General features: G+C 60.2%; 23 protein-coding genes and 1 pseudogene. 10 read left to right on the forward strand and 14 right to left on the reverse strand.

Features of this window, described 5'->3' with window-relative positions; genetic code table 11:
* Window positions 1-109: 109 nt before the first annotated feature.
* A complete protein-coding gene (gene betB / locus HX868_RS09465) occupies window positions 110-1582 on the reverse strand; it encodes a betaine-aldehyde dehydrogenase (RefSeq protein ID WP_177002657.1) in 1473 nt (490 codons plus the stop codon).
* A gap of 110 nt (window positions 1583-1692) precedes the next feature.
* Window positions 1693-2286, reverse strand: coding sequence for a transcriptional regulator BetI (betI, locus tag HX868_RS09470; RefSeq protein WP_016977777.1), 594 nt, complete (start codon window positions 2284-2286; stop codon window positions 1693-1695).
* Window positions 2287-2665: 379 nt separating this feature from the next.
* On the opposite strand from betI, the gene HX868_RS09475 reads away from it, so the two are divergent.
* Window positions 2666-4600, forward strand: coding sequence for a BCCT family transporter (locus tag HX868_RS09475; protein ID WP_256578780.1), 1935 nt, complete (start codon window positions 2666-2668; stop codon window positions 4598-4600).
* A 193-nt stretch (window positions 4601-4793) separates the two neighbouring features.
* Here the strand turns inward: HX868_RS09475 and choV are convergent, their stop codons facing one another.
* The 3 genes from choV to HX868_RS09490 all read right to left on the reverse strand — a co-directional run bounded on the left by choV (window position 4794) and on the right by HX868_RS09490 (window position 7828).
* A complete protein-coding gene (choV, locus tag HX868_RS09480) occupies window positions 4794-5972 on the reverse strand; it encodes a choline ABC transporter ATP-binding protein (protein WP_038850237.1) in 1179 nt (392 codons plus the stop codon).
* A complete protein-coding gene (gene choW / locus HX868_RS09485; protein WP_016972877.1) occupies window positions 5969-6814 on the reverse strand; it encodes a choline ABC transporter permease subunit in 846 nt (281 codons plus the stop codon). Before choW ends, choV begins: the two co-directional genes overlap by 4 nt.
* 66 nt (window positions 6815-6880) lie before the next feature.
* Entirely contained in the window at window positions 6881-7828 is a 948-nt protein-coding gene (locus HX868_RS09490) for a choline ABC transporter substrate-binding protein (protein ID WP_177002658.1), read from the reverse strand.
* A 405-nt stretch (window positions 7829-8233) separates the two neighbouring features.
* On the opposite strand from HX868_RS09490, the gene HX868_RS09495 reads away from it, so the two are divergent.
* Entirely contained in the window at window positions 8234-9610 is a 1377-nt protein-coding gene (locus tag HX868_RS09495) for an L-serine ammonia-lyase (RefSeq protein WP_177002659.1), read from the forward strand.
* A 16-nt stretch (window positions 9611-9626) separates the two neighbouring features.
* Here the strand turns inward: HX868_RS09495 and HX868_RS30710 are convergent.
* Window positions 9627-9734 (reverse strand): annotated as a pseudogene (locus tag HX868_RS30710) (outer membrane lipoprotein carrier protein LolA); the annotation flags it as partial.
* Between the two features lie 384 nt (window positions 9735-10118).
* On the opposite strand from HX868_RS30710, the gene gbdR reads away from it, so the two are divergent.
* Complete coding sequence (gene gbdR, locus HX868_RS09500) at window positions 10119-11222, forward strand: choline metabolism transcriptional regulator GbdR (RefSeq protein WP_005792167.1); 1104 nt, start codon at window positions 10119-10121, stop codon at window positions 11220-11222.
* Window positions 11223-11337: 115 nt separating this feature from the next.
* Here the strand turns inward: gbdR and HX868_RS09505 are convergent, their stop codons facing one another.
* The 6 genes from HX868_RS09505 to HX868_RS09530 all read right to left on the reverse strand — a co-directional run bounded on the left by HX868_RS09505 (window position 11338) and on the right by HX868_RS09530 (window position 16525).
* Complete coding sequence (locus HX868_RS09505; RefSeq protein WP_028618238.1) at window positions 11338-11601, reverse strand: hypothetical protein; 264 nt, start codon at window positions 11599-11601, stop codon at window positions 11338-11340.
* A gap of 359 nt (window positions 11602-11960) precedes the next feature.
* Complete coding sequence (locus HX868_RS09510; protein ID WP_177002660.1) at window positions 11961-13121, reverse strand: gamma-butyrobetaine dioxygenase; 1161 nt, start codon at window positions 13119-13121, stop codon at window positions 11961-11963.
* A 9-nt stretch (window positions 13122-13130) separates the two neighbouring features.
* Entirely contained in the window at window positions 13131-13610 is a 480-nt protein-coding gene (locus HX868_RS09515; protein ID WP_177002661.1) for a thioesterase family protein, read from the reverse strand.
* 13 nt (window positions 13611-13623) lie between these two features.
* Window positions 13624-14589 (reverse strand): L-carnitine dehydrogenase, encoded by a 966-nt coding sequence (locus tag HX868_RS09520; protein WP_177002662.1) that lies wholly within the window; start codon window positions 14587-14589, stop codon window positions 13624-13626.
* Between the two features lie 30 nt (window positions 14590-14619).
* A complete protein-coding gene (gene cdhC / locus HX868_RS09525; protein WP_177002663.1) occupies window positions 14620-15507 on the reverse strand; it encodes a 3-dehydrocarnitine:acetyl-CoA trimethylamine transferase CdhC in 888 nt (295 codons plus the stop codon).
* A gap of 73 nt (window positions 15508-15580) precedes the next feature.
* A complete protein-coding gene (locus HX868_RS09530) occupies window positions 15581-16525 on the reverse strand; it encodes a choline ABC transporter substrate-binding protein (RefSeq protein ID WP_028618234.1) in 945 nt (314 codons plus the stop codon).
* Between the two features lie 193 nt (window positions 16526-16718).
* Here HX868_RS09530 and HX868_RS09535 point away from each other — a divergent pair, with 193 nt between their 5' ends.
* Together HX868_RS09535 and HX868_RS09540 are read left to right on the forward strand one after the other, a co-directional pair.
* Window positions 16719-17663, forward strand: a complete 945-nt coding sequence (locus HX868_RS09535; RefSeq protein ID WP_016977789.1) for a GlxA family transcriptional regulator — start codon at window positions 16719-16721, stop codon at window positions 17661-17663.
* A gap of 68 nt (window positions 17664-17731) precedes the next feature.
* Window positions 17732-18916, forward strand: a complete 1185-nt coding sequence (locus HX868_RS09540) for an AAA family ATPase (RefSeq protein ID WP_177002664.1) — start codon at window positions 17732-17734, stop codon at window positions 18914-18916.
* 99 nt (window positions 18917-19015) lie between these two features.
* Here HX868_RS09540 and HX868_RS09545 read toward each other — a convergent pair whose 3' ends face one another.
* A complete protein-coding gene (locus tag HX868_RS09545; RefSeq protein WP_177002665.1) occupies window positions 19016-19432 on the reverse strand; it encodes a DUF3010 family protein in 417 nt (138 codons plus the stop codon).
* A 217-nt stretch (window positions 19433-19649) separates the two neighbouring features.
* Between HX868_RS09545 and HX868_RS09550 the strand changes: the two genes are divergently transcribed.
* Together HX868_RS09550 and HX868_RS09555 are read left to right on the forward strand one after the other, a co-directional pair.
* The gene (locus tag HX868_RS09550) at window positions 19650-19946 is read left to right on the forward strand and encodes a helix-turn-helix domain-containing protein (protein WP_033898040.1); all 297 of its coding nucleotides are present in this window, start codon (window positions 19650-19652) and stop codon (window positions 19944-19946) included.
* On the forward strand, window positions 19943-21181 hold the full coding sequence (locus HX868_RS09555) for a type II toxin-antitoxin system HipA family toxin (protein WP_177002666.1): 1239 nt from the start codon (window positions 19943-19945) through the stop codon (window positions 21179-21181). Before HX868_RS09550 ends, HX868_RS09555 begins: the two co-directional genes overlap by 4 nt.
* A gap of 3 nt (window positions 21182-21184) precedes the next feature.
* Here the strand turns inward: HX868_RS09555 and HX868_RS09560 are convergent, their stop codons facing one another.
* Window positions 21185-21586 (reverse strand): lysozyme inhibitor LprI family protein, encoded by a 402-nt coding sequence (locus HX868_RS09560; protein ID WP_016977792.1) that lies wholly within the window; start codon window positions 21584-21586, stop codon window positions 21185-21187.
* A 219-nt stretch (window positions 21587-21805) separates the two neighbouring features.
* On the opposite strand from HX868_RS09560, the gene HX868_RS09565 reads away from it, so the two are divergent.
* The 3 genes from HX868_RS09565 to dgcA all read left to right on the forward strand — a co-directional run bounded on the left by HX868_RS09565 (window position 21806) and on the right by dgcA (window position 25467).
* Window positions 21806-22783 carry a dipeptidase gene (locus HX868_RS09565; RefSeq protein WP_005792153.1) on the forward strand — a complete coding sequence of 326 codons (978 nt, stop codon included), beginning with the start codon at window positions 21806-21808 and terminating at the stop codon, window positions 22781-22783.
* 77 nt (window positions 22784-22860) lie between these two features.
* Entirely contained in the window at window positions 22861-23391 is a 531-nt protein-coding gene (locus HX868_RS09570; protein ID WP_033898043.1) for a DUF5943 domain-containing protein, read from the forward strand.
* 15 nt (window positions 23392-23406) lie between these two features.
* Complete coding sequence (gene dgcA, locus HX868_RS09575; RefSeq protein WP_016977794.1) at window positions 23407-25467, forward strand: dimethylglycine demethylation protein DgcA; 2061 nt, start codon at window positions 23407-23409, stop codon at window positions 25465-25467.
* Window positions 25468-25514 lie beyond the last annotated feature (47 nt).

Here is a 25514-nt window from a genome sequence, read left to right on the forward strand (position 1 = left end):
GTGGTCAGGTCAGGCGAGGGCGTTGCCCTCGATCGCCGGCAAGCCAACTCCTACAGGTCATGCGCAATCCTTGTAGGAGCCCGCTTGCGGGCGATTGGCGGCGCCGCGGTTAGAACACCGAGGCGTAGTCGCCCAGCTCAACCTGTACCGATTTGATGCGGGTGAAGTTGTTCAGCGAGCTGATGCCGTTCTCACGGCCCACACCGGATTGCTTGTAGCCGCCGACCGGCATCTTCGCGTCGGATTCGCCCCAGGCGTTGATCCAGCAGATACCCGCTTCCAGCTGATGAATCACGCGGTGGGCGCGGTTCAGGTCCTTGGTCACAAGACCTGCGGCCAGGCCGAAGTCGGTGTCGTTGGCGCGGCGGATCACTTCTTCTTCGGTTTCGTAGGTGAGGATGCTCATCACTGGGCCGAAGATTTCTTCACGCACGATGACCATGTCGTCGGTGCAGTCAGTGAACACGGTCGGGGCCACGAAGGCGCCTTTGGCGAAGTCGCCGTCGGTCAGGCGGTCGCCGCCGCACAGCAGGCGGGCGCCTTGCTCTTTGCCCTTGGCGATGTAGCCCAACACGCTTTCCATGTGGGCAAAGCTGACCAGCGGACCGAAGTTGGTGTTTTCGTCTTCCGGGTTGCCAACGCGAATGCGCGCGACACGCTCAACGATCTTGGCTTCGAACGCCGCTTGCAGGTGCTTCGGTACGAACACGCGAGTGCCGTTGGTGCAGACCTGGCCGGAGCTGTAGAAGTTGGCCATCATCGCGGTGTCGGCGGCGCGGTCGAGGTCGGCGTCGTCGAAGATGATCAGCGGGGACTTGCCGCCCAGTTCCATGGTCACGTCTTTGAGCGACGAGCTGGAAGCACTGGCCATGACTTTCTTGCCGGTGTCGGTGCCGCCGGTGAACGAGACTTTCTCGATGCGCGGGTGCTCGGTCAGCCAGGTGCCGACTTCACGGCCGCTGCCGGTCAATACGTTGAACACGCCCGCCGGAACGCCGGCTTCGGTGTAGATCTCGGCCAGTTTCAGGGTGGTCAGCGAGGTGACTTCGCTTGGCTTGAAGATCATCGCGTTACCGGCGGCCAGGGCCGGCGCGGATTTCCACAGGGCGATCTGGATCGGGTAGTTCCACGCGCCGATACCGGCGACCACGCCCAGCGGCTCGCGACGGGTGTAGACGAAGGACGTGTCACGCAGCGGGATCTGCTCGCCTTCGATGGCCGGCACCAGGCCTGCGTAGTATTCCAGCACGTCAGCGCCGGTAACGATGTCGACGTACTTGGTTTCGGAGAAGGCTTTACCGGTGTCCAGGGTTTCCAGGGCGGCCAGCTCGTCGTTGCGCTCGCGCAGGATGTCGACGGCGCGACGCAGGATGCGCGAACGCTCCATGGCGGTCATCGCGGCCCAGATTTTCTGGCCTTTCTCGGCGCTGACCACGGCACGTTCAACGTCTTCTTTAGTAGCGCGTTGCACTTGGGCGAGAACTTCACCGTTAGCCGGGTTGATGGCTTCGAAGGTGGCATCGCTGCCAGCGTCGCTGTAGCCGCCGTCAATGTAGAGTTTTTGCAGGTCGAAACGGGCCATAAAGTCCTCGCAAGTGCATAAGTGGTTGGCGTTAACCGCCGAACAGTGGGCCATAAGGGTGTGGCAACACTGAGCGACAGCAGTTCAGGGGTTGAGCGGTTATGTGTGCTCTAACTCACCTGCTTGGCCAATTGGAAATCCATGTATTCGTAAGCGATCCGTTGCGCCTGCTCCGTGTCGAAAGCGTCTCCCGACAGGGCGCCGCGCAACCACAAACCGTCGATCAGGGCCGCCAGGCCTCGGGCTGCTTTGCGTGCGCGCGGCAGCGGCAGCACTCGGCGGAACTGGCAGCACAGGTTGGAATACAGACGTTGATCGTTGATCCGCTGCAACCTGTGCAATGACGGGTGATGCATGCTGGTGGCCCAGAAGGCCAGCCAGGTTTTCATTGCCGGGCCGTTGACCTGGCTGGCGTCGAAGTTGCCTTCGATGATCACCTGGAGGTGCGCCCGTGGGCTGTCATCCTTCAGGGCACGCCTGCGTTCGTGGACGTTCTCGATCAACGCATTCATCAAGTACCGCATCGTCGCGGCGATCAGGCCGTTCTTGTCCTGAAAGTAGTGACTGATGATGCCGTTCGAGACGCCGGCCAAACGGGCGATCAGCGCAATGCTGGCATCTCCCATTCCGACCTGATCGATGGCCGTCAGCGTGGCTTCGATCAACTGCTGGCGGCGTATGGGTTGCATACCGACCTTGGGCATGTAGCACCTCTCCTTAGGCCTGCCGATGGGCGATCAACGTCCGTCGGCTTGAGGGCCAGTCTATTTTGTTTTGATTGAACGTTCAATCAACAAAGAATAAGATCTGCGACAAATGGTCGCGTCCTACAGGTATTTCCTACGTGTAGGCACGACATCTGGCACCTGGTTAAACCCCTGAAACGTCCCTGGGCACTGCGCTCACGGGGTGCAGGGATTTAAGGGGTGTCTTTATAACACCCGTCCGTCGACTGCCGAAAAATCGATGTCCCGGGATAACCGTTGCCTTGTGTTTCTCTCTCGCACTGCCCGGAGCATCTGCGCCATGAGTTCTGCCTCTCTTATAAAGACCCCGCCGGAAAAGGTGCGGGTCAACGGTTGGGTGTTCTACACCTCCACCGCGTTGATTCTGTTGTTGACTGCCATCCTGATCATCGCCCCGCAGGAGGCCGGGCGCATGCTCGGTGTCGCCCAGGCGTGGCTGTCGAAAAGCTTCGGCTGGTACTACATGGTGGTCATCGCCGCCTACCTGGTGTTTGTGGTCGGCTTGGCATTTTCCTCCTACGGCAAATTGAAACTGGGCAGCAAGGACGACACCCCGGACTTCAGCTACGGCGCCTGGGCCGGCATGTTGTTCTCGTCGGGCATCGGCATTTCGCTGCTGTACTTCGGCGCGTCCGAGCCTTTGGACCACTATTTCAACCCGCCCGAAGGCGCAGCCGCCAGCAATGGCGCCGCACGCCAGGCGCTGCAACTGACCTTCCTGCACTGGGGCCTGCACGGCTGGGCGATCTACGCCCTGGTCGGCCTGGCGGTGGCGTACTTCGCGTATCGCCATAACCAGCCGCTGGCCTTGCGTTCGGCGCTGTACCCGCTGGTGGGCGAGCGTTGGGTGAAAGGCGCGGCCGGCCACGCGGTGGACGGTTTCGGCATGTTCGTGACCCTGTTGGGCCTGGTGACGAACCTGGGGATTGGTTCGATGCAGGTGTCGTCCGGGTTGGAAAACCTGTTCGGCATGGAACATAGCAACACCAACCTGCTGATCGTGATCATCGTGATGAGCACCGTGGCGACCATCGCCGCCGTGTCGGGTGTGGAGAATGGCATTCGTCGCCTGTCCAACCTCAACATCGTGTTGTTCAGCGGCCTGCTGATCTTCGTGCTGCTGTTCGGCCCGACCTTGCACTTGCTCAATGGCTTGGTGCAGAACACCGGTGACTACCTCAACGGCATCATCCTGAAAACCTTCGACCTCTACGTGTACGAAGGCGACGCCGACAAGACCGAGCGCTGGATGGGCCTGTGGACCCTGTTCTACTGGGCCTGGTGGATTTCCTGGGCGCCATTCGTGGGCATGTTCATCGCGCGTATTTCCCGTGGTCGTACCGTGCGTGAACTGGTGGCCGGCGTGCTGCTGATCCCGCTGGGTTTCACCCTGGCGTGGTTGTCGATCTTCGGTAACTCGGCCTTGGACCTGGTGCTGAACCACGGTGCGGTGGAGTTGGGCAAGACCGCACTGGAACAGCCGTCCATGGCGATCTACCAGTTGCTTGAGCATTACCCGGCGTCGAAAGTGGTCATCGGCGTGTCGATCTTCGTGGGCTTCGTGCTTTTCCTGACCCCGGCGGATTCCGGCGCGGTGATGATGGCCAACCTGTCCTGCAAAGGCGGCAACGTGGATGAAGACGCGCCGCATTGGCTGCGTATCTTCTGGTCGGCGGTGATCACCCTGGTGACCATCGGCCTGCTGTTTGCCGGCAACTTCGAAGCCATGCAAACCATGGTGGTGCTGGCGGGGCTGCCGTTCTCGGTGGTGTTGATCTTCTTTATGTTCGGCTTGCACAAGGCCATGCGCCAGGATGTGGCGATCGAACAGGAGCAAGCGCAACTGGCCGAGCGTGGCCGCCGTGGTTTCAGCGAGCGTTTGACCGCGCTGGACCTGCAGCCGAGCCAAGGCACCGTGCAACGCTTTATGGACAAGCACGTCACGCCAGCGCTGGAAGAAGCGGCGACGGCGTTGCGTGAACAGGGGCTGGAGGTGCAGACACTGCTGGGTAAATCCAAGCGCTGCATCGGTGTGCGCATCGAGATGGAAGAGGGCAACCCGTTTGTCTACGAAGTGAGCCTGGATGCTTACTCGTCGGCACCGAGCGACCTGCCCGAGGAAGAGCGCACGCGTTACTACCGCGCCGAGGTCTACCTGCACAACGGACCTCAGGAATACGACCTGATGGGCTTCGCCCAGGAACAGATCACCCGGGACGTGCTCGATCAGTTTGAAAGCCATCGGCAGCTCCTTGGCCGTGTCTATAGCTGATACGTGAGGTTCTAACCGTTCCCTTGTAGGAGCCGGCTTGCCGGCGATGAGGCCCTCGAGCCTTGCGGCGATCCAACGAACGCCTCGCCGGCAAGAACTAGGCGTCCCCCCGGCTCCTACAGTGGGGTGTGTTATCCGTCATACCGGTAAAACAAAACGCCGCGATCCTCGCGGCGTTTTTATGTCCGGGGGCTTAGCCCAGGTTCTTGCCTAGCAGGGCATGGTAAAGCTCACTGTCACCCAAGATCCCCACCACCTGGTTGTTGTCATGCAGCACCAGCTTGTTCCCGGTGTGATAACGGATCTGCAACGCATCACGCATGCCGATATTCGAATCCACCAGCGTCGGCACTCGGCCCAAACCTTCTACCGCTTGCCCCGGTGCCCAGTTCTGCAAATTCATCACCGCGCCATTCTGGCGGGCACCCTTGATGGTGTTGCCTTCGGCCAGGTCCAGCCACGAGTCGCCGCCCGGGTCCAGGCACACCGAACCGTTGACGCGCTTGCAGTTGTCCAGAGTGCGCATCAGGCTGCGCCCGCACAGTACGTTCAGCGGGTTGGTATGCGCGACGAAGGTGCGCACATAGTCGTCCGCCGGGTTCAGCACGATCTCTTCCGGCACGCTGTACTGGATGATCTTGCCGTCTTTCATGATCGCGATGCGGCTGCCCAGTTTGAGCGCCTCATCTAGGTCGTGGCTCACGAACACGATGGTCTTGCTCAGCTTGCGTTGCAGTTCCAGCAACTCGTCCTGTAGCCCTTGGCGGATCAGCGGGTCGAGGGCGGAGAAGGGTTCGTCCATCAGCAGGATGTCGGCGTCCATTGCCAACGCACGGGCTAGGCCGACGCGTTGTTGCATGCCGCCGGAGAGTTCATCCGGCTTCTTGTTGCGCCATTGGGTCAGGCCCACCAGTTCGAGCTTTTCGTCCACCAGCTTGCGCCGGTCTTTCTCCGGACGGCCCTGCATTTCCAGGCCGAAGCTGATGTTTTCGCGCACCGTCAACCAAGGCATCAGGGCGAACTTCTGGAACACCATGGCGATGCGTTTGGTGCGCATCATTTTCAGCTCGGCAGGTGTGCAGGAGGCGATGTCGATCTGGCGACCTTCATGCTCCACGAACAGTTGCCCACGGCTGACGGTGTTGAGGCCATTGATGCAGCGCAACAAGCTGGATTTGCCGGAGCCAGACAGGCCCATCAGCACGCAGATCTCGCCTTTCTCGACATCCAGGCTGGCTTTTTCAACGCCGACAATCTGCCCGGTCTTTTTCAGGATTTCGTTACGGCTCATGCCCTGGTCCAGCAGCTTGAGCGCCTCGCGTGGGTCTTTGGAAAAGATCACGTCGACATTGTCGAATCGGATAATGCTCATGCATCACCCCCTACTTTAGCGTCGGGTTGTTTGCAGATACGGTCGAGCATGATGGCCAGCAGCACGATCGCCAGGCCGGCTTCAAAGCCCAGGGCGATATCGGCGGTGTTCAGCGCGTTGACCACGGGTTTGCCGAGGCCGTCGGCGCCCACCAGGGCCGCGATCACCACCATCGACAACGACAGCATGATGCATTGGGTAATGCCGGCGGCAATGCTCGGCATGGCGTGGGGCAGTTCAATGCGCGAGAGCAACTGACGGCGCGAGCAGCCAAAGGCCTTGCCGGCGTCCATCAACTCTTGCGGTACATCACGGATACCCAGGTAGGTCAGGCGGATCGGCGCGGCAATCGCGAACACCACCGTGGAAATCAGCCCAGGCACCACACCCAGCCCGAAGAGGGTCAGGGTAGGGATGAGGTAGACGAAGGTCGGTACGGTCTGCATCAGATCGAGCACCGGCCGCATCATGGTGTAGAACAACGGTTTGTGCGCGGCAACAATGCCCAGCGGCACACCGATGACCACGCAGACCAGGGTGGCGAACAGCACTTGCGCCAGGGTCTCCATGGTTTCCTGCCAGTACCCCAGGTTGAGGATCAGCAGGAAGGAGGCGATGACAAAAACAGTCAGTCCCCATTTACGTTGGATAAAGTGAGCCAGCAGCGCAATCAGACCGATCAATGCCAGCGGATTGAACCAGGTCAGCGCGAACGTCACGCCGTGGATCATCGTTTCCAGTGTCGATGCGATTGCGTCGAAGTAGTTGGCGCCGTGTTGGGTCAACCATTCGACGAAGGCAGCGATGTACTGGCCTAGTGGGATTTTCTGTTCAGTCAGCATGGTAGTGAATGTCCACATGCGAAGAGGGAAAACATCCCGAGGCAGCGCACCGCCCCGGGGACAACATTACTTGGCGAGGTAGGCTTTAACGGCGTCGAGTCCTGGTTTGCCATCTACGGTGGTGACACCGGCGAGCCAGGTGTCGAGGACTTGCGGGTTGGCTTTCAGCCAGGCCTTGGCGGCGGCGTCAGGCTTTTGTTTGTCGTCCAGGACTTTACCCATCAGGGTGCTTTCCATGTCCAAGGTGAACACCAGGTTTTTCAGCAACTGGCCGACGTTGCTGCATTCCTGGGTATAACCCTTGCGGGTGTTGGTGTAGATGGTGGCCTGGCCGTAGTTGGGGCCGAACGAGTCGTCACCGCCAGTCAGGTACTTCATCTTGAAGCGGGTGTTCATCGGGTGCGGTTCCCAGCCAAGGAACACGATGGCCTGGTCGCGCTTGGTGGCGCGTTCGACCTGGGAGAGCATGCCGGCTTCGCTGGACTCAACCACTTTGAAGCCCGCGGCTTTCAGGCCGAAGGCGTCTTTGTCGATCAGGGTCTGGATGGTGCGGTTGCCGTCATTGCCCGGCTCGATGCCGTAGATCTTGCCACCCAGCTCATCCTTGAATTTGGCGATGTCGGCGAAGTCCTTGAGGCCCTTGTTGTACAGCGCTTCCGGGACGGCCAGGGTGTACTTGGCGTTCTCCAGGTTGGCGCGCACGGTTTCCACGGTGCCGGCATCACGGTACTGCTTGATGTCGTTTTCCATGGTCGGCATCCAGTTGCCGAGGAAGATGTCCATGTTCTTGCCGTCGGCCAGGGACTTGTAGGTCACTGGTACGGAAATCATCGTGGTGCGCGGCTTGTAGCCCAGGCCCTTGAGGATTTCGCTGGTGGTCGCGGTGGTGACGGTGATGTCGGTCCAGCCGACATCGGAGAAGTTGACGGTCTTGCACTGTTCCGGTTCTGCAGCGTGTGCCAGGACTGGCAGACTCAGCATGGCGGCCAACAACAACTGGGGTGAACCTTTCATCTGGGTAGACTCCTGTGTTTTTTCTGGCGGCATTCGCCGCGCTTTATAGGTGTTGCGGTTGGTGCGTGCGACAACAGCTCTGGCACGGTGCCTTGCAAACGAGTCGAGACTGATCATGTACCAGTGAAAATCTGACGCCTACAGGGGGCGTCGTATCCAGTACAGGGATGGTCGTATCCAGTGTCGGTGACGTCGCTTACAGATTTTTCTTAAGGCGAAACTGCAGTTTTCGTCTATCTGCACCGCTAAAAACGGCCAAAACAGGTGATCGTACGCAAGCGACGCTGGTGAGCATGGTTACGTCGGTGTGAGACGCCGTGATGACGAACAAAAGGCTGATGATGCCGCCATCTGGGCGATTTGAGCGTAGCAGCTGGCCCGTGCTTATCGAGGAGTTCCACGGCAATGGCTATCAGTGTTTTCGACCTGTTCAAGATCGGCATCGGGCCTTCGAGTTCTCACACCGTCGGCCCCATGCGCGCCGCGGCGTTATTCGTTCAAGGCTTGCGTGAACGTGAACTGTTGGAACAAGTGCGGCGCGTCGAAGTTCAGCTCTACGGCTCCTTGTCCGCCACCGGCATCGGCCACGGCAGCGATACCGCGACCATCATGGGCCTGATGGGCGAATGGCCGGACGCGATCGATCCATCGCAAATCGGCCTGCGCATTCACACCCTGCGCGAGACCGACACCTTGTTGCTGGACGGGCGTTTGGCGGTGCCTTTCGTCTGGGCGCGGGACATGCGCCTGCTCGACGAAAACCTGCCGTTCCACCCCAACGCCATGACACTGGTGGTGCACGGCGATAACGGCGAACTGCACCGCGACACCTACTATTCAGTGGGTGGCGGTTTCGTGGTGGATGAAGCCCAGGCGCAGAGCGGTGTGGCCGATATGGACCGCACCGAGTTGCCTTACGATTTTTCCAGCGCGGTCGAACTGTTGCAGTTGTGCAAGACCCACAACCTGCGCGTCGCCGAATTGATGCTGGCTAACGAAAAAACCTGGCGCTCCGAAGAAGAAATCCGCAGCGGCCTGATGAAACTCTGGCGCGCCATGCAGGATTGCGTGGAGCAGGGCCTCAAGCACGAAGGCATCCTGCCTGGCGGCCTGAACGTGCGCCGCCGCGCCGCCAAGTTGCATCGCAGCCTGCAAGAGTTGGGTAAGCCGAACGTGATCGGCTCGACCTTGAGTGCCATGGAGTGGGTCAACCTGTTCGCCCTGGCAGTCAACGAGGAAAACGCCGCCGGTGGGCGCATGGTGACCGCGCCCACCAACGGCGCGGCGGGGATCATCCCGGCGGTACTGCACTACTTCATGAAATTCAGCGAGGAAGTCACCGAAGCCAACGTGGTCGACTACCTGCTCGGTGCGGCGGCGGTGGGGATCCTGTGCAAGAAGAACGCCTCGATCTCCGGTGCCGAAGTCGGTTGCCAGGGTGAAGTGGGTTCGGCCTGCGCGATGGCGGCTGCTGGTTTGGCTGAGATCCTTGGCGCCACGCCGGAGCAGCTGTGCAACGCCGCTGAAATCGGCCTGGAACATAACCTCGGCCTCACCTGCGACCCCGTAGGCGGGCTGGTGCAAGTGCCGTGTATCGAGCGCAATGCAATCGCGGCGGTGAAGGCGATCAACGCGGCGCAAATGGCGCTGCGGGGGGACGGCCAGCACTTCATCTCCCTGGACCGGGTGATCCGCACCATGCGCGATACCGGGGCGGATATGCATGACAAGTACAAAGAGACATCGCGGGGTGGGTTGGCGGTCAGCGCCGTCGAATGTTGAGCTGACCCCATCCTTCTGTAGGAGCGAGCTTGCTCGCGAAGAACCGGAGAGCGCCGCGTCCCTCCAAAATGCCCGCGTTATCGTTAACCACCTTCGCGAGCAAGCTCGCTCCTACATTGAACATCACCCGACGAGCACGCCACCTTTTGGCGCGTCGCAAACAGATAAGTAGCTACCGAACGATTTCCCTCCTGACCACCGGTTACCCGTGCTTGGGGTGACAGACTTCTCCCACACCCGCAAAGCGCCTTCCCACAAGTGCTACCGATCTGCTCACGGCCCGTGGGCAGACTCCTTCCTACGGCTGATTTCGGCTATATCCGTACTCGCGGCGCGGGCTTATCTAGACGCGTCATCAGGTCGTTTTTAGGAGTTATTGGACGGCCATTCAATTTTAGGCATGGCATTTGCTCTATCAATTCAAAGCCTCTCTCCTCGCTGGATGAAGAGCGCAATAACAAGAGCCTCGCCTGAGGCCATCACCCGCTTTGTGTGAGGAGATACCGCGATGACGTCGTTCAACTCCGGGGCCCAACCCCAGAACCGTGCGCCTCAATCCATCGGCTTTTTGCTGCTGGACAATTTCACGCTGATTTCCCTGGCCTCCGCAGTCGAACCCCTGCGCATGGCCAACCAGCTCTCCGGCCGCGAGCTGTATCGCTGGACGACCTTGAGCGTCGACGGAAACCAGGTGTGGGCCAGCGACGGTCTGCAAATCACCCCCGATGCTTCCATGCACAAAGCCCCAGCCCTGGACACCGTGATCGTGTGCGGCGGCGTGGGTATCCAGCGCACCGTTACCCGTGAACATGTGTCGTGGCTGCAAAGCCAGGCGCGTCAGTCCCGTCGCCTTGGCGCGGTGTGCACCGGCAGTTGGGCCTTGGCCTGCGCCGGTTTGCTCGATGGGTTTGATTGCAGCGTGCACTGGGAATGCCTGGCCTCGATGCAGGAAGCCTTCCCCCGCGTGGCCATGAGCACACGCCTGTTCACTCTCGACCGCAACCGTTTCACCAGCTCCGGCGGCACCGCGCCACTGGACATGATGCTGCACCTGATCAGCCGCGACCACGGCCGTGAACTGTCGGCCGCCATCTCCGAGATGTTTGTGTACGAACGCATCCGCAACGAACAGGATCACCAGCGTGTGCCGCTCAAGCACATGCTCGGCACCAACCAGCCGAAGCTGCAGGAAATCGTCGCGCTGATGGAAGCCAACCTGGAAGAGCCGATCGACCTGGACGAATTGGCGGTGTACGTCGCCGTGTCGCGTCGCCAGTTGGAGCGCCTGTTCCAGAAATACCTGCATTGTTCGCCGTCACGTTACTACCTCAAGCTGCGCCTGATCCGTGCACGGCAGTTGCTCAAGCAAACGCCGATGTCGATCATCGAAGTGGCGTCGGTGTGCGGGTTTGTCTCCACGCCGCACTTCTCCAAGTGCTACCGCGAATACTTCGGCATTCCGCCACGGGATGAGCGTGTGGGTTCCAACACCACCCAGCAAGTGGCGATGATGCCGATTCCGCAGGCGCTGGTGTTGTCACCGTTGTCGGGGCCGATGTCGGCGTTGAGTCAGGCGCGTAATGAGTCGACTTTCGCGAGCGTACGGCTCTAACACTGGGCTTTTGTGGCGAGGGAGCTTGCTCCCGCTGGGCTGCGAAGCGGCCCCAAAATCTTGGGAGCGCTTCGCACTCCAACGCGGGGCAAGCCCGCTCGCCACAGTGATCTATTCAGGCGCCGGAGTTCTGTTTGAACTGCACCAACGCCGGCAACAACTGCTTATCGATCGCCTGCCGCACCGCCGGCAGAATCGTCGCACTGCCGGTGTACATCTGCTCAACCATGCCCTTGAGCGCCTTGGCTCGCGCCGGGCTCAAACCACGCACCGCGCACTCGCAGGCCTGTTCGGCGGTGGCGCCGCTGGACACTTCAAAACCCAGTGAGCGAAGCTGGCCCAGCAGGTCATCCTGGTCAATCAAATCCGCGTGCATCATGACGTTTATCCTGGTGAAGGGAACGGGGTTTGACCTTGATTCTGGTAGCCGCCCGAGGGGTCGGCAAGGGCAGATTGCACGAATGCCTCAGATGGCTATGAGCAGGTCGTTTTCGGGCCATTTACCGAACGCATTAATGGGCACACTGAACTCAAGCACTCAGCTTGAAGGTTTGGTCACCCTCAGGATGTAACGCTCACACAAGGCACTCTGCCCCGATCCAGTCACGGCTGGATCGGGGCTTTTTTTACCTGGGATTTGTGCTGATTACACGGACGCCATCGCCGGCAAGCCGGCTCCTACAGGGCAACGCATTCCAAATGTAGGAGCCGGCTTGCCGGCGATAGCCGCGCCACGGTCTAGCGCTGCAACACCAGGATGCGCGAGAGCAATTCATCCCGGTCGATATAGCACCCCTGAAAATGCCGCGCCCCCGAAGTGGGATCAAAAGCATTACGTGCATGCAAGGTGCGGCGGTTGTCGAAGCACCACAGCTCCCCCGGATTCAAGCGCTTGACCACACGAAAGCGATCTTCCCGCGTCATGGCGATAAAACGTCGATACGCGCGATACAGCAGCGGCATCTGTGCAACGCTGGTCTCGAAAGGCCCACGCAAAAAATTGGCCATGCGAATCTCCGCCACATCCCCCAGCGCATCCAGTGCAATGATCGGTGCCAGGCGGCGATAGTCGCTGTGACGGTCCTTGTTGCGGAACTCCACGGGTATTTCACACAGTGCGCGAAACGCTTCGGGGTCTTCTGTGCGCAACGCATGGGCGATAGCAAACCCATCGACAAAAATGCTCTCGCCGCCGCTGGCATCGTTCACCAGGCAATGCAGGAATTGCAGGCCCGGTTGCAGCTCCCGCGTGGGCAGATCGGTGTGCAAGGGCAGGTTGAAAGCGGTGTAGGCATTGCTGTCGGCATCGGCCTTGGATTGCACATTGAACAGCACACCGAAGTTGCTCTCGCGGATGAAGGATATGCGCTTGGCGATCAGCGCCAGCGAGCCGGGCTCGATTGGGACGCCTCGGATTTGCGTCAGGCCGCCATCGCGCAGCGCCAGCAGCCATTGCAACAGCGTGTTCGGGTCCTCCATGACCGCCGAGTAGTCAAACACCGGCAGTTGGAAGTGACGGTCCCACAGCTGCGAATGGGGCTTTGCCGCACGGCGTTCGGCACGGGATTCGTCGTCATAGGCATGAGCCCGCAGCCAGCCGGGATCGTACTGGCTGCGGTGATCGCCGCTCCATTCCACCCACAGATTGCCTTGATCAAGACGGGCCGACGCAGCCTTGAGATTGGCGTCCACGTCGACAATCTCCAGTACTTGTTCGCGGGTCACGCTGTACACGCATTCTGCACAGGGGCAGTTGTCCCGCAGCCATTGATGATGAAACGGGCTGACCCGCCCATCGGCCCAATGCACAAGGAGTTGATCTTCCAGCACCCGCACGTCCGCGATGTCGCAGATCTTCGGGTAGGTACGGAAATCGGCGACAGCGGCGGCGGTTTGCATGGTGGCTCCTTATGGTTTTTTAGGGGGCAGTCCAATCACTCGGCCAAGCAGGGCGGGGCGCGGCAAGTCAGCCTGTTCCGCACTGATAGCCGTAAGTTTTTCCAGCGTGGCCTCGGTGAACGGCGCCGAATTCGGGCCGGCCAGATCAACGTGCAGCAGCATCTGCTCGTTGCCCGCCAGCTCCTTTTCATCGCCCACTAAATGCAGGCTGTGATAGAGGTGCAGGCGCTTGGCATCAAAGGCGATCAGTTGGGTATGCACCTCCACGTCGGCACCGAGTTTCACTTCGTGCAGGTAATTGAGATGCAGCTCCAGGGTGAACAGCGAATGGCCGCTGGCTTCGCGGTTCTCACTGTCCAGGCCCAGGGTGTCCATCAGCGCGTCGGTGGCGTAGCTGAAGATCAGCAAGTAGAACGCGTCGCGCAGGTGGCCGTTGTAGTCCACCCAGTCGGGGTGGACCTGGGTGGTGTAGGTGGTGAGTGCGGGCATGTCAGGAGTTCCGTTATTCGGCGAAAGTCATGCCGTGCTTGGCTTTGGTGGTTTTCACCGCCTCCAGCACCGCCAGCAGGCAATCATCACGATAGCGCTCCAGCGCCGAAATGCTGTGTTTGCCCAGTTGATCGCTGGTGCCGTCGACTACATCGTCGATCAGCTTGTCGGTCAGCTCCGGCGCCGGCAGGTAGGTCCACGGCAATTGCAGCGCCGGGCCGAACTGCGCCATGAAGTGGCGCATGCCGGCGTCGCCGCCTGCCAGGGTGTAGGTCAGGAACGTGCCCATGAACGACCAGCGCAAGCCCGCGCCAAAGCGGATCGCGTCGTCGATTTCGCCGGTGGTGGCCACGCCGTCATTGACCAGATGCAGGGCTTCACGCCACAGCGCTTCGAGGAGACGGTCAGCGATAAAGCCTGGGACCTCCTTGCGCACATGCAGGGGGCGCATGCCGAGGGATTCGTACACCTTGATCGCGGCCTGGATTGCCTCTGGCGCGGTGTTCTTGCCGCCGACCACTTCCACCAGCGGCAGCAGGTAAACCGGGTTGAACGGGTGGCCGACCACGCACCGCTCAGGGTGGGTCGAGCCCTCGTAGAACTCGCTCGGCAACAGGCCGGACGTGCTCGACCCAATCAACGCATTCGGTTTGGCCGCAGCGCTGATCTTGCTGTGCAGGTCGAGTTTCAGCTCCAGGCGTTCCGGGGCGCTTTCCTGGATGAAGTCGGCGTCTTTCACACACTCTTCAATGGTGGCGACAAAGCGCAGGCGATCCTGGGACGCGCCCGGCGCCAGGCCTTGTTTTTCCAGAGCGCCCCAGGCGTTGGCGACGCGTTTGCGCAGTGCGGCTTCGGCACCGGGCGCCGGGTCCCAAGCGATTACATCCAGGCCATGGGCCAGGGCGCGGGACACCCAGCCGCTGCCGATGACACCGCTGCCCAAGGCGGCGAAGGTTTTGATTTCGGTGATAAAGCTCATGGCAAATTCCTAAAATAGTGGTGGCTGCAATCAACCGCGCTTGGTCAAACCCATCTTGATTCGGCCCTCGGCCGGGGTCATGACCCGTGCACCCAGACGGCTGAGGATTTCACTGGCGCGCTCCACCAACTGGCCGTTGGTGGCGAGCACGCCTTTGTCCAGCCACAGGTTGTCTTCCAGGCCGACCCGCACGTTGCCGCCCAGCAGCACCGCTTGCGCCGCCATCGGCATTTGCATACGGCCGATACCAAAGCCCGCCCACACCGCGTCGGCCGGCAGGTTGTCGACCATGGCTTTCATGGTGGTGGTGTCTGCCGGTGCGCCCCATGGGATGCCCAGGCACAGTTGGAACAACGGGTTGTCGAGCAGGCCTTCCTTGATCATCTGCTTGGCGAACCATAGGTGGCCGGTGTCGAAGATTTCCAGCTCGGCCTTCACGCCCAGTTCCTGGATGCGCTTGGCGCCAGCCCGCAGTTGCGCCGGGGTAGACACGTAAATGGTGTCGCCATCGCCAAAGTTGAGGGTGCCGCAGTCCAGGGTGCAGATTTCCGGCAGCAACGCTTCGACGTGAGCCAGGCGGGTCAACGGGCCGACCAGGTCGGTGTTGGGGCCGAACTCCATCGGGTTCTCGCCGCCGCCGATCTCCAGGTCGCCGCCCATGCCGGCAGTGAGGTTGACGATGATGTCGATGTCAGCCTCGCGGATGCGCTCCATCACTTCGCGGTACAGGGCGACGTCGCGGCTGAACTTGCCGGTTTCAGGGTCGCGCACATGGCAGTGCACAACGGTGGCGCCGGCCTTGGCAGCTTCCACGGCGGCGGCGGCGATTTGTTTGGGGGTGACCGGCACGTGTGGGCTGCGGCTGGTCGTGTCGCCAGCACCGGTGAGTGCGCAGGTGATGATGACGTCGTGGTTCATTAGGCGGTTCCTTACAGGCGTGGTGGTGCCGTTCGCAGCCCGGTTGAGCTGCGAAACGGTGGTTCAGAAAAGGTTATTTGCTGGTCAGTTGCAGGTTGGCCGCGGCCGGCTTGCCGTCGAAGGTAGTCACCCCTTCCAGCCAGCGCGCCTGGTCTTGCGGGTGATCCTTGAGCCACTGCTTGGCGGACTCGATGGCGTCCTTGTGATCCAGCAACGGCTGCATCATCCGGCTCTCGTCGGCGGCGGTGAAGGTGAGGTTGGTCAGCAGTTTGTGCACGTTCGGGCACTGCTCGGCGTAGTTCGGCGCGGTGACGCTCCACACGGTGGCCATGCCTTCGTTCGGGCCCAGGGCGTCGTCGCTGCCGGTGAGGTAGGTCATGGCGACGTTGACGTTCATCGGGTGCGGTGCCCAGCCGAAGAACACCACGGCTTCCTTGCGGCGCACCGCGCGGTCGACGGCGGCGAGCATGCCGGCTTCACTGGACTCGACCAGCTGGAACTTGCCCAGGCCGAACTGGTTCTTGGCGATCATTGCCTTGATCTGGGTGTTGGCGCCCGAGCCTGGCTCGATGCCGTAGATCTTGCCGCCCAGCTCTTTTTCGAACTTGGCGATGTCGGCGAAGGTTTTCAGGCCCTTGTCCGCCAGGTAAGTCGGCACGGCGAGGGTGGCGCGCGCGTCTTCCAGGCTGGGCTTATCGAGGACCTTGACTTGCTTGGCGTCGACGAAGGGCGTGATGGTCTGGGTCATCAGCGGGTTCCAGTAGCCCAGGAACAAGTCCAGACGCTGGTCGCGGATGCCGGCGAAGATGATTTGCTGGGAGGCGCTGGTCTGTTTGGTCTTGTAGCCGAGGCCGTCGAGCAACACTTGAGTCATGGCGCTGGTGGCGATTACGTCGGTCCAGTTCACCACGCCCATGCGCACGTTCTGGCAAGATGCCGCGTCGGCAGCCAGTACGTTCGTGCTCAAGATGGCGCTGGCGCTGAGTGCAAGCACACAGCGGCTGATCAGTCGGTTCATGGTGGATCCCTCGGCAGGTCGTTATTGTGGGGTCCGGTGTCTTTGTGCACCGTGGAGCCAAGTTACGTAGCTTTGGGGGCGACAAAACGCACGGCGGCGACCAGCTCTTGCACTGCAGCGACCTGCCCCCTTGAATCCACCCGAGAACGGGAGTATCACAGTGCCACGCTGCCCGTCCGACGAGAGCGCCACCATGTCCCAGGATTTCTACTTTCTGCTGATGCCGGGCTTCTCGGCCATCGGCTTTATCTCCGCGCTGGAACCGCTGCGGGTGGCCAATCGCTTTCGTGGCGAGCTGTACCGCTGGCATGTGTTGAGTGCCGATGGCGGCGCGGTGCTGGCGAGCAATGGCATGTCGGTCAACGCCGACGCCGCGTTGGAACCGCTGAAGAAAGGCGCGACCTTGCTGGTGGTCGCAGGCTTCGAACCGCTGCAATTTGCTACCCCCGCGCTGGAACACTGGCTGCGCCGCCTCGACCACGACGGCGTGACCCTCGGCGCCATCGACACCGGCGCCTGCGTCCTCGCCGAAGCGGGCCTGCTCGACGGCCACCGCCTGACCTTGCACTGGGAAGCCATCGACGCCTTCAAGGAGTCTTATCCACAGCTCACCGTGACCCAGGAACTGTTCGAGATCGACCGTCGTCGCATCACCTGCGCTGGCGGCACAGCCTCCATCGACCTGATGCTCGACCTGATCGCCCAGGCCCACGGCCCCGAACTGGCGATCCAGGTCTCCGAACAATTCGTGCTCGGCCGCATCCGCCCACGCAAAGACCACCAGCGCATGCAGATCGCCACACGCTACGGCATCAACAACAAGAAGCTGGTGCAAGTGATCGGCGAGATGGAGCAGCACACTGAGCCGCCCCTGAGCACATTGGCCCTGGCTGAGGCGATCAAAGTGACACGTCGCCAACTGGAGCGCCTGTTCCGTCTACACCTGAACGACACCCCCAGTAACTTCTACCTCGGCCTGCGCCTGGAAAAAGCCCGGCAGCTCTTACGTCAAAGCGACATGAGTGTGTTGGAAGTGAGTATTGCCTGCGGGTTTGAGTCGCCGTCGTATTTCACCCGCAGTTATCGGGCACGGTTTGCCAAGTGTCCACGGGAGGATAGGCGACGAGAGGTTGTTTGACGGCCAATTATAGTCAATTATACTCGCGACTATAATTTATAGTCATTTCTATAATTGAGTATAAAACCATGTCCAAGCACAGCGGCTTTGTATTCCGCCGTCCCACGCTGGCAACCAGTATTGCCGATGGTCTGGTGGGGGCCGGTATCCAGGATTTCACCTCTGGCCTGTTTCTCGCGGCGCCGCGTCGCACGGGCAAAAGTACTTTTTTGCGCGAAGACCTGATCCCGGAGTGTCAGCTTCGCGGGTGGCTGGCGGTGTACGTCGATCTGTGGGCTGACAAAGAAAAAGACCCCGCGGAGTTGATTGCCAGCGCCATCGCCGCAGCGCTGGTTCCCTATGAAAAGGGCATTCGCAAGCTCGCCAAGAACCTTGGGATCGAGAAACTGAGCTTTCTGCGCACGCTGTCCTGGGATTTCAGCAAGCCTCAATTGCCCGTCGGCGCGACGTTGACCCAGGCCTTGGAGTTGCTCCACCACGCGGCGGAAAAACCCGTGGTCTTGGTGATTGACGAAGCGCAGCACGCCTTGACCAGCGATTCAGGCATCAATGCGATGTTTGCGCTGAAGGCCGCCCGGGATCAGCTCAACCAGGGGCGTGACGAGGACGGCAGCGGTTTGCATCTGGTGTTCACCGGCTCCAATCGCGACAAGCTGGCCCATTTGGTTCTGGGCAAAAGCCAGCCATTCTTCGGCTCCAGCATCACGCCGTTTCCGCTGCTGGGTAAGGCGTTCACACAAGCCTATACCGCGCACCTCAACGCGCATCTGGCCAAGACCAACCAATTCAATGCGGCCGATATTGATGAGGCTTTTGAATTGGTGGGGCGTCGCCCCGAGATGTTGCGCACGATCATTGGTGAAGTGGCGCTGGAGCTGGGCGAGGCGAGCAATTTGGGCCAACTGCTGCACAGCCGAGCCGAATTGTTGCGCGCAGGTGTGTGGACCGAATTCGAAAGCGCTTGGAACACGCTCACCATTCCCCAGCGTGCCGTGCTGGAAGTGATGGTGGAGCGCTCGCGAACGAACGAACCCTTCGCGCCGTTCACCGACAACACCCTCACGGCGGTCAGCAAAGCGTTGGAAGAGATGGGCAGCGATGTGGTGCCAGGTACCCAGACGATTCAGGCCTGCATCGATGCCCTGCGTGACAAGGAAATGGTGTGGAAGTCGAGCCGGGGAGGGTATGCCCTGGAGGACAAGACCTTTGGTGACTGGTTGCGGCAAAAACGCAAAAACGCCACAACACTGTAGGAGCCAGCTTGCCGGCGATGGCGTCCAGTCAGCCCTGTATCTGTTGGCTGACACACCGCTATCGCTGGCAAGCCGGCTCCTACAAGGGTTGTGTGTGGCTTATTTCTTTAACAGGGCCGAGCACGCCGCTTTGTAGGCTTCGTGCTGGTACTTGTTCAGTGTCGCGGGCAGATCAAAATTGTGCTTCTTGTTCTGCGCATTAATGGTCTGCGGCGACAGCAGCGTCACTTCAACACCGTCCAGCAACTGAAACACCCCTTCAATCTTGAACGTGGTCGGGCCGCCGGCGAATTCACCCTTCTTGCTGCGCTTCTTGATGGCGATTCGGGTGATGCCGTTTTCCTGTACGAACGTTTTCACTTGAGCGGCGAAGGCTTTGACGTTGGCCGCTTCATCGTCGTCGTCCAGGGCGATTTTCTTGGTCGGCAGGGCAACGTGGCTCAGCGCCTGGTTGTCCAGGGAGGCGACGGCGATGATGGCTTCGCTGCCTTTGATTTCGATGCCGCAGGTTTTCATGGTTTGGCCTTGAAGGAGGTGAGATGGCGCAGATGGTCGCTTACCTTTCGATGGGGGTCAAAGATGCTGCAAATCAGGTTAAGGACTTTTTGATATAAAGGGCTATATATTATCCGTTATAGGATTTTTCATCGTTTATTGGATAACCTGGTATCCATTGTTTAATCTGATTATTTCGTGCCTGCTACACTTGGCAACACTCATTCGAGGTCGAACCATGGCCCTTACTCATATTCTCTACGCCCCTGGCGAGATTGCCTTGCAGATCGCCGGTAATGCCAAGGCTTTGCGGCTGAGCAAAAACCTTTCTCGCCGAGCCTTGGCAGCCCAGTCCGGAGTGGCTGAATCCACACTCAAGCGGTTTGAAACGACCGGCAAGGTGTCACTGGATGCTTTGTTACTGATCGCGATGAGTCTGGGAGTAGGGGAGCAAATGGCGAATCTGTTCAGTGCACCGCCACCACTCAGTCTTCAGGAACTGAAAAGCCAAACCAGGCTGCGAGGACGTCGATGAAAAAAGTTTCTGCACTGCACGTGATGTTGCAGGGTTCACGAGTGGGAGAGCTGGTAGATGCGCCTGGCCGGGGCATTTATTTTTCGTATGATCCGAGTTGGCTGGCTAACGGCTTCAACCTGGCGCCGTTGTACATGGACTTTTCTTCCGCGCCTCAGTTGGCGGCAGACACCCTGATGTTTGGTGGCCTGCAAGGGGTGTTCAGCGATTCGCTGCCCGATGGTTGGGGGCTCTTGTTGATGGACCGTTTCTTTCGCACGCAATTGGGCATTGAGCGCCGCGCGATTGGCCCATTGGACCGGCTCGCCTATATGGGTAATCGGGGTATGGGGGCGCTGGAGTACAAACCGGTGTTCGAAAAGGGGCCAGAGCAGCACGAACTTGACCTGGCCTCCCTTTACCAGGCTTCACAGGCGGTGCTGTCCGGTGAAGCGAAAGAGGTGATTGAATCACTGCGCCTCGCGGGTGGCTCCCCCGGGGGGGCACGTCCTAAGGCAGTCATTGGGCTTTCATCCGACAAGACGCAAGCTGTCTCTTCATTTGGTGAGATGCCGGAAGGTTATGAACACTGGTTGATCAAATTCCGTAGCCAGGAAGAGCATCGTGACAGTGGCGCTATCGAACAGGCCTACGCTATGACGGCCCGTATGGCGGGGGTCGAAATCTCTGACTCAGCGTTACTTGAGATAGAGACAGCTACCGCAATAGAGCGGTTTTTCGTCACACGGCGTTTTGATCGCGTGGGTCTTACAAAGCGACATATGCTCACCGCCGCGGCGATTCTGTATGCCGACTTCCGTATGCCGAGCCTGGATTATGGTGACCTGTTGCGCCTGACCTTCACCATCACCAAAAACGCCAGGGATGTAGAAAAAATGGCGCGGCTGATGGTGTTCAACGCGCTGGCCCACAACCGTGACGATCATGCAAAAAACTTCTCGTTCTTTGGCTCATCGGCAGGCTGGCAGATGGCGCCGGCCTACGACCTGACGTTTGCCAATACCAGCGGTCGGGGGAATGAGCACACCAGCGCTTTTGCAGGCGCAGGTCAGCCATCACGTACGGTAATCAAGAAGGTCTGTGCGCCCTTCAGCTTTCTTGAGCCTGACCTCTACATCGAGCAGACGTTGGAGGCCCTATCGCAGTGGAACCAGCATTGCGCTGACCTCAATATCGACAAAGCCCAGCGGGATCGCGTGCAAATGGCCTTCAACTCAATCGGGAAAGCCTTCTAGCCGTCACTCCTGCCCGATCGACTCCAAAAACTCCGACCGCTCATCACTCATCCGTGCCAAACAATCATTCTGCGCAATCGCATACGCCTTGGTGCCGTTCACCGCCGGGAAGGTGTCCACGGCGCAGTCGGCATCGCGTAACTTTTCCCACTTCTGCTGGGCATCCTTCAGACGAGCGGTAATGTCCGCCAGCTTGGTCTTGTCGCTGCCATAGGTGGAAGCCATGCGTTCCAGCAGGCCCTGATAGTTATCCTTGAGCAGTTGCTCGGCAGTCGTTTTGTTATAGGAGGCGCATTCCAGGGTTTGCTTGTCGTTTTCAATGCCGTCGCACGGCGTGCTGTCGGTGTCTTCGGCCGCGTGGACGCCGGTTGCGATGAGTGCCAAAGCCAGGAAAATCGATTTCATTGCGCCGTCTCATATCAGGTGATGCGGGAATTCTGGCTCAAGCGTAAGACAAAGAACAGTCGCCAGTCAGACGCGTCATAGCAGCCTTTGTCGCGGATTGACGCTTTCGGCAATTCCCCTGTCGTTTTTGCACCCGGCTCTGTCGGCCCCTGGGCATATGCTGGCCCCAAAGCGCCGGCAGACGATTCGGCGCATGAATCGCCAATAAGGGGACGCCTGATGAGCCCAGCCGAATTGCACGCCGACAGCATCGTTATCGACGGGCTGATTATTGCCAAGTGGAACCGCGACCTGTTCGAGGACATGCGCAAAGGCGGTCTCACTGCCGCCAACTGCACCGTGTCGGTGTGGGAAGGGTTCCAGGCCACCATCAACAATATCGTGGCCAGCCAGACCCTGATCCGTGAAAACAGCGACCTGGTGATCCCGGTGAAAACCACCGCCGACATCCGCCGCGCCAAGGAGCAGGGCAAGACCGGCATCATCTTCGGCTTCCAGAACGCCCATGCCTTTGAAGACCAGCTTGGCTATGTGGAGATCTTCAAGCAGCTCGGCGTCGGTGTGGTGCAGATGTGCTACAACACCCAGAACCTGGTCGGCACCGGTTGCTACGAACGTGATGGCGGCCTGTCGGGTTTCGGCCGTGAAATCGTTGCTGAGATGAACCGCGTCGGCATCATGTGCGACTTGTCCCACGTCGGCTCCAAAACCAGCGAAGAAGTCATCCTCGAATCGAAGAAACCGGTGTGCTACTCCCACTGCCTGCCGTCCGGCCTTAAAGAGCACCCGCGCAACAAGTCCGATGAAGAGCTCAAGTTCATCGCCGACCACGGTGGTTTTGTCGGCGTGACCATGTTCGCGCCGTTCCTGGCCAAAGGCATCGATTCGACCATCGACGACTACGCCGAAGCCATCGAATACACCATGAACATCGTCGGCGAAGACGCCATCGGCATCGGCACCGACTTCACCCAGGGCCATGGCCAGGATTTCTTCGAAATGCTGACCCATGACAAGGGCTACGCCCGCCGCCTGACCAGTTTCGGCAAGATCATCAACCCGCTGGGCATCCGCACCGTGGGCGAATTCCCCAATCTCACCGAGACCCTGCTCAAGCGCGGCCACCCCGAGCGCGTGGTACGCAAGATCATGGGCGAAAACTGGGTCAACGTCTTGAAAGACGTCTGGGGCGAATAAGCCACCGCCAACGCATCTTTTCCCCCGGCCGTTCGCGCCGGGGGCATTAACAAGAATTTTTCTGGAGTTAAGTTTCCATGGCCAAGATCGCCCCGCAATTGCCTATCGAAGTCGACAGCGAAACCGGTGTCTGGACCTCCGACGCCCTGCCGATGCTGTACGTGCCGCGCCATTTCTTCGTCAACAACCACATCGGTATCGAAGAAGTACTGGGCGCCGATGCCTACGCTGAAATCCTCTACAAGGCCGGCTACAAGTCCGCCTGGCACTGGTGTGAAAAAGAAGCTGAATGCCACGGCCTGGAAGGCGTCGCGGTGTTTGAGCACTACATGAAGCGCCTGTCGCAACGGGGCTGGGGCCTGTTCAAGATCCAGGACATCGACCTCGACAAGGGCACCTGCAGCGTCAAGCTGGAACACTCCGCCTTTGTGTACGTGTACGGCAAGGTCGGGCGCAAAGTCGACTACATGTTCACTGGCTGGTTTGCCGGTGCCATGGATCAGATTCTGCAAGCGCGCGGCAGCCAGATCCGCACTGTCGCCGAACAAGTCTACGGAGGCTCCGAAGAGGGCCACGATGACGGCCTGTTCACCGTCAAGCCGTTGTAAGCCGAGGACCGTGCCATGGCTTTCGAAGCAATGTTCCAGCCGATCCAGATCGGCAAACTGACCATCCGCAACCGCGTGCTCAGCACCGCCCACGCCGAGGTCTACGCGACCGACGGCGGCATGACCACTGACCGCTATGTGAAGTACTACGAAGAGAAGGCCAAGGGCGGTATCGGCCTGGCGATCTGCGGCGGGTCCTCTGTTGTGGCTATCGACAGCCCGCAGGAATGGTGGAGTTCGGTCAACCTGTCCACCGACCGCATCATCCCGCACTTCCAGAACCTGGCCGACGCCATGCACAAGCATGGCGCCAAGATCATGATCCAGATTACCCACATGGGCCGTCGCTCGCGTTGGGACGGCTTCAACTGGCCGACGCTGATGTCGCCGTCCGGCGTGCGTGAGCCGGTGCACCGTGCGACCTGCAAGACCATCGAGCCGGAAGAAATCTGGCGCGTGATCGGTAACTACGCCAGCGCCGCCAAACGTGCCAAGGCCGGTGGCCTGGACGGTGTGGAACTGTCCGCCGTGCACCAGCACATGATCGACCAGTTCTGGAGCCCACGGGTCAACAAGCGTACCGACGAGTGGGGCGGCACCTTCGAAGGCCGCATGAAGTTCGGCCTGGAAGTATTGAAAGCCGTACGCGCCGAGGTCGGTGACGACTTCTGCGTAGGCATGCGCCTGTGCGGTGACGAGTTCCACCCGGACGGCCTGTCCCATGAAGACATGAAGCAGATCGCCAAGTATTACGACGACACCGGCATGCTGGATTTCATCGGCGTGGTGGGCTCGGGTTGCGACACGCACAACACCCTGGCCAACGTGATCCCCAACATGAGTTATCCACCGGAGCCGTTCCTGCATTTGGCGGCCGGCATCAAGGAAGTGGTCAAGGTTCCGGTGCTGCACGCGCAGAACATCAAGGACCCGAACCAGGCCACGCGCATCCTCGAGGGCGGCTATGTGGACATGGTCGGCATGACCCGTGCGCACATCGCCGACCCGCACCTGATCGCCAAGATCAAGATGGGCCAGATCGACCAAATCAAGCAGTGCGTCGGCGCCAACTACTGCATCGACCGCCAGTACCAAGGGTTGGACGTGCTGTGCATCCAGAACGCCGCGACCTCTCGTGAATACATGGGCGTGCCGCACATCATCGAAAAAACCACCGGCGTCAAACGCAAGGTGGTGGTGGTCGGTGCCGGCCCGGCCGGGATGGAGGCTGCACGCGTAGCGGCCGAGCGCGGCCATGACGTGACCCTGTTCGAAAAGAAAGAGTTTATCGGTGGGCAGATCACCACGGCGTCCAAGGCGCCGCAGCGTGACCAGATCGCCGGTATCACCCGCTGGTACCAACTGGAACTGGCGCGGTTGAAGGTCGACCTGCGCCTGGGCGTGGCCGCCGATGCCGACACTATCCTGGACGTACGTCCGGATGTGGTGGTGCTGGCGGTAGGCGGACATCCGAACGTGGAACAGAACGAACACTGGGGCGCAGCCGAAGGCTTGGTGGTGAGCAGTTGGGACGTGCTCGACGGCAAAGTCGCGCCGGGCAAGAACGTGCTGGTGTACGACACCATCTGCGAATTCACCGGCATGTCGGTGGCGGATTTCCTCGCGGACAAAGGCAGCCAGGTTGAGATCGTCACCGACGACATCAAGCCGGGCGTGGCCATCGGCGGTACGTCGTTCCCGACCTACTACCGCAGCATGTACCCGAAGGAAGTGATCATGACCGGCGACATGATGCTGGAAAAGGTCTACCGCGAAGGCGACAAGCTGGTGGCGGTGCTGGAGAACGAATACACCGGCGCCAAAGAGGAGCGGGTGGTGGACCAGGTGGTCGTCGAGAACGGCGTGCGCCCGGATGAAGCCATCTACTACGCACTCAAGGAAGGCTCGCGCAACAAGGGCCAGATCGACGTCGAAGCCTTGTTCGCCATCAAGCCGCAGCCGTGCCTGAGCGAGGCGGGTGATGGGTACTTGCTGTTCCGCATCGGTGACTGTGTGGCGCAGCGTAATACCCACGCTGCGATCTATGACGCCCTGCGCTTGTGCAAGGATTTCTAGGCAACCTTCCTGTAGGAGCGAGCTTGCTCGCGAAAAACGCCAGGACA

The organism is Pseudomonas reactans (genome assembly GCF_013385825.1).
Classification (GTDB): domain Bacteria; phylum Pseudomonadota; class Gammaproteobacteria; order Pseudomonadales; family Pseudomonadaceae; genus Aquipseudomonas; species Aquipseudomonas reactans.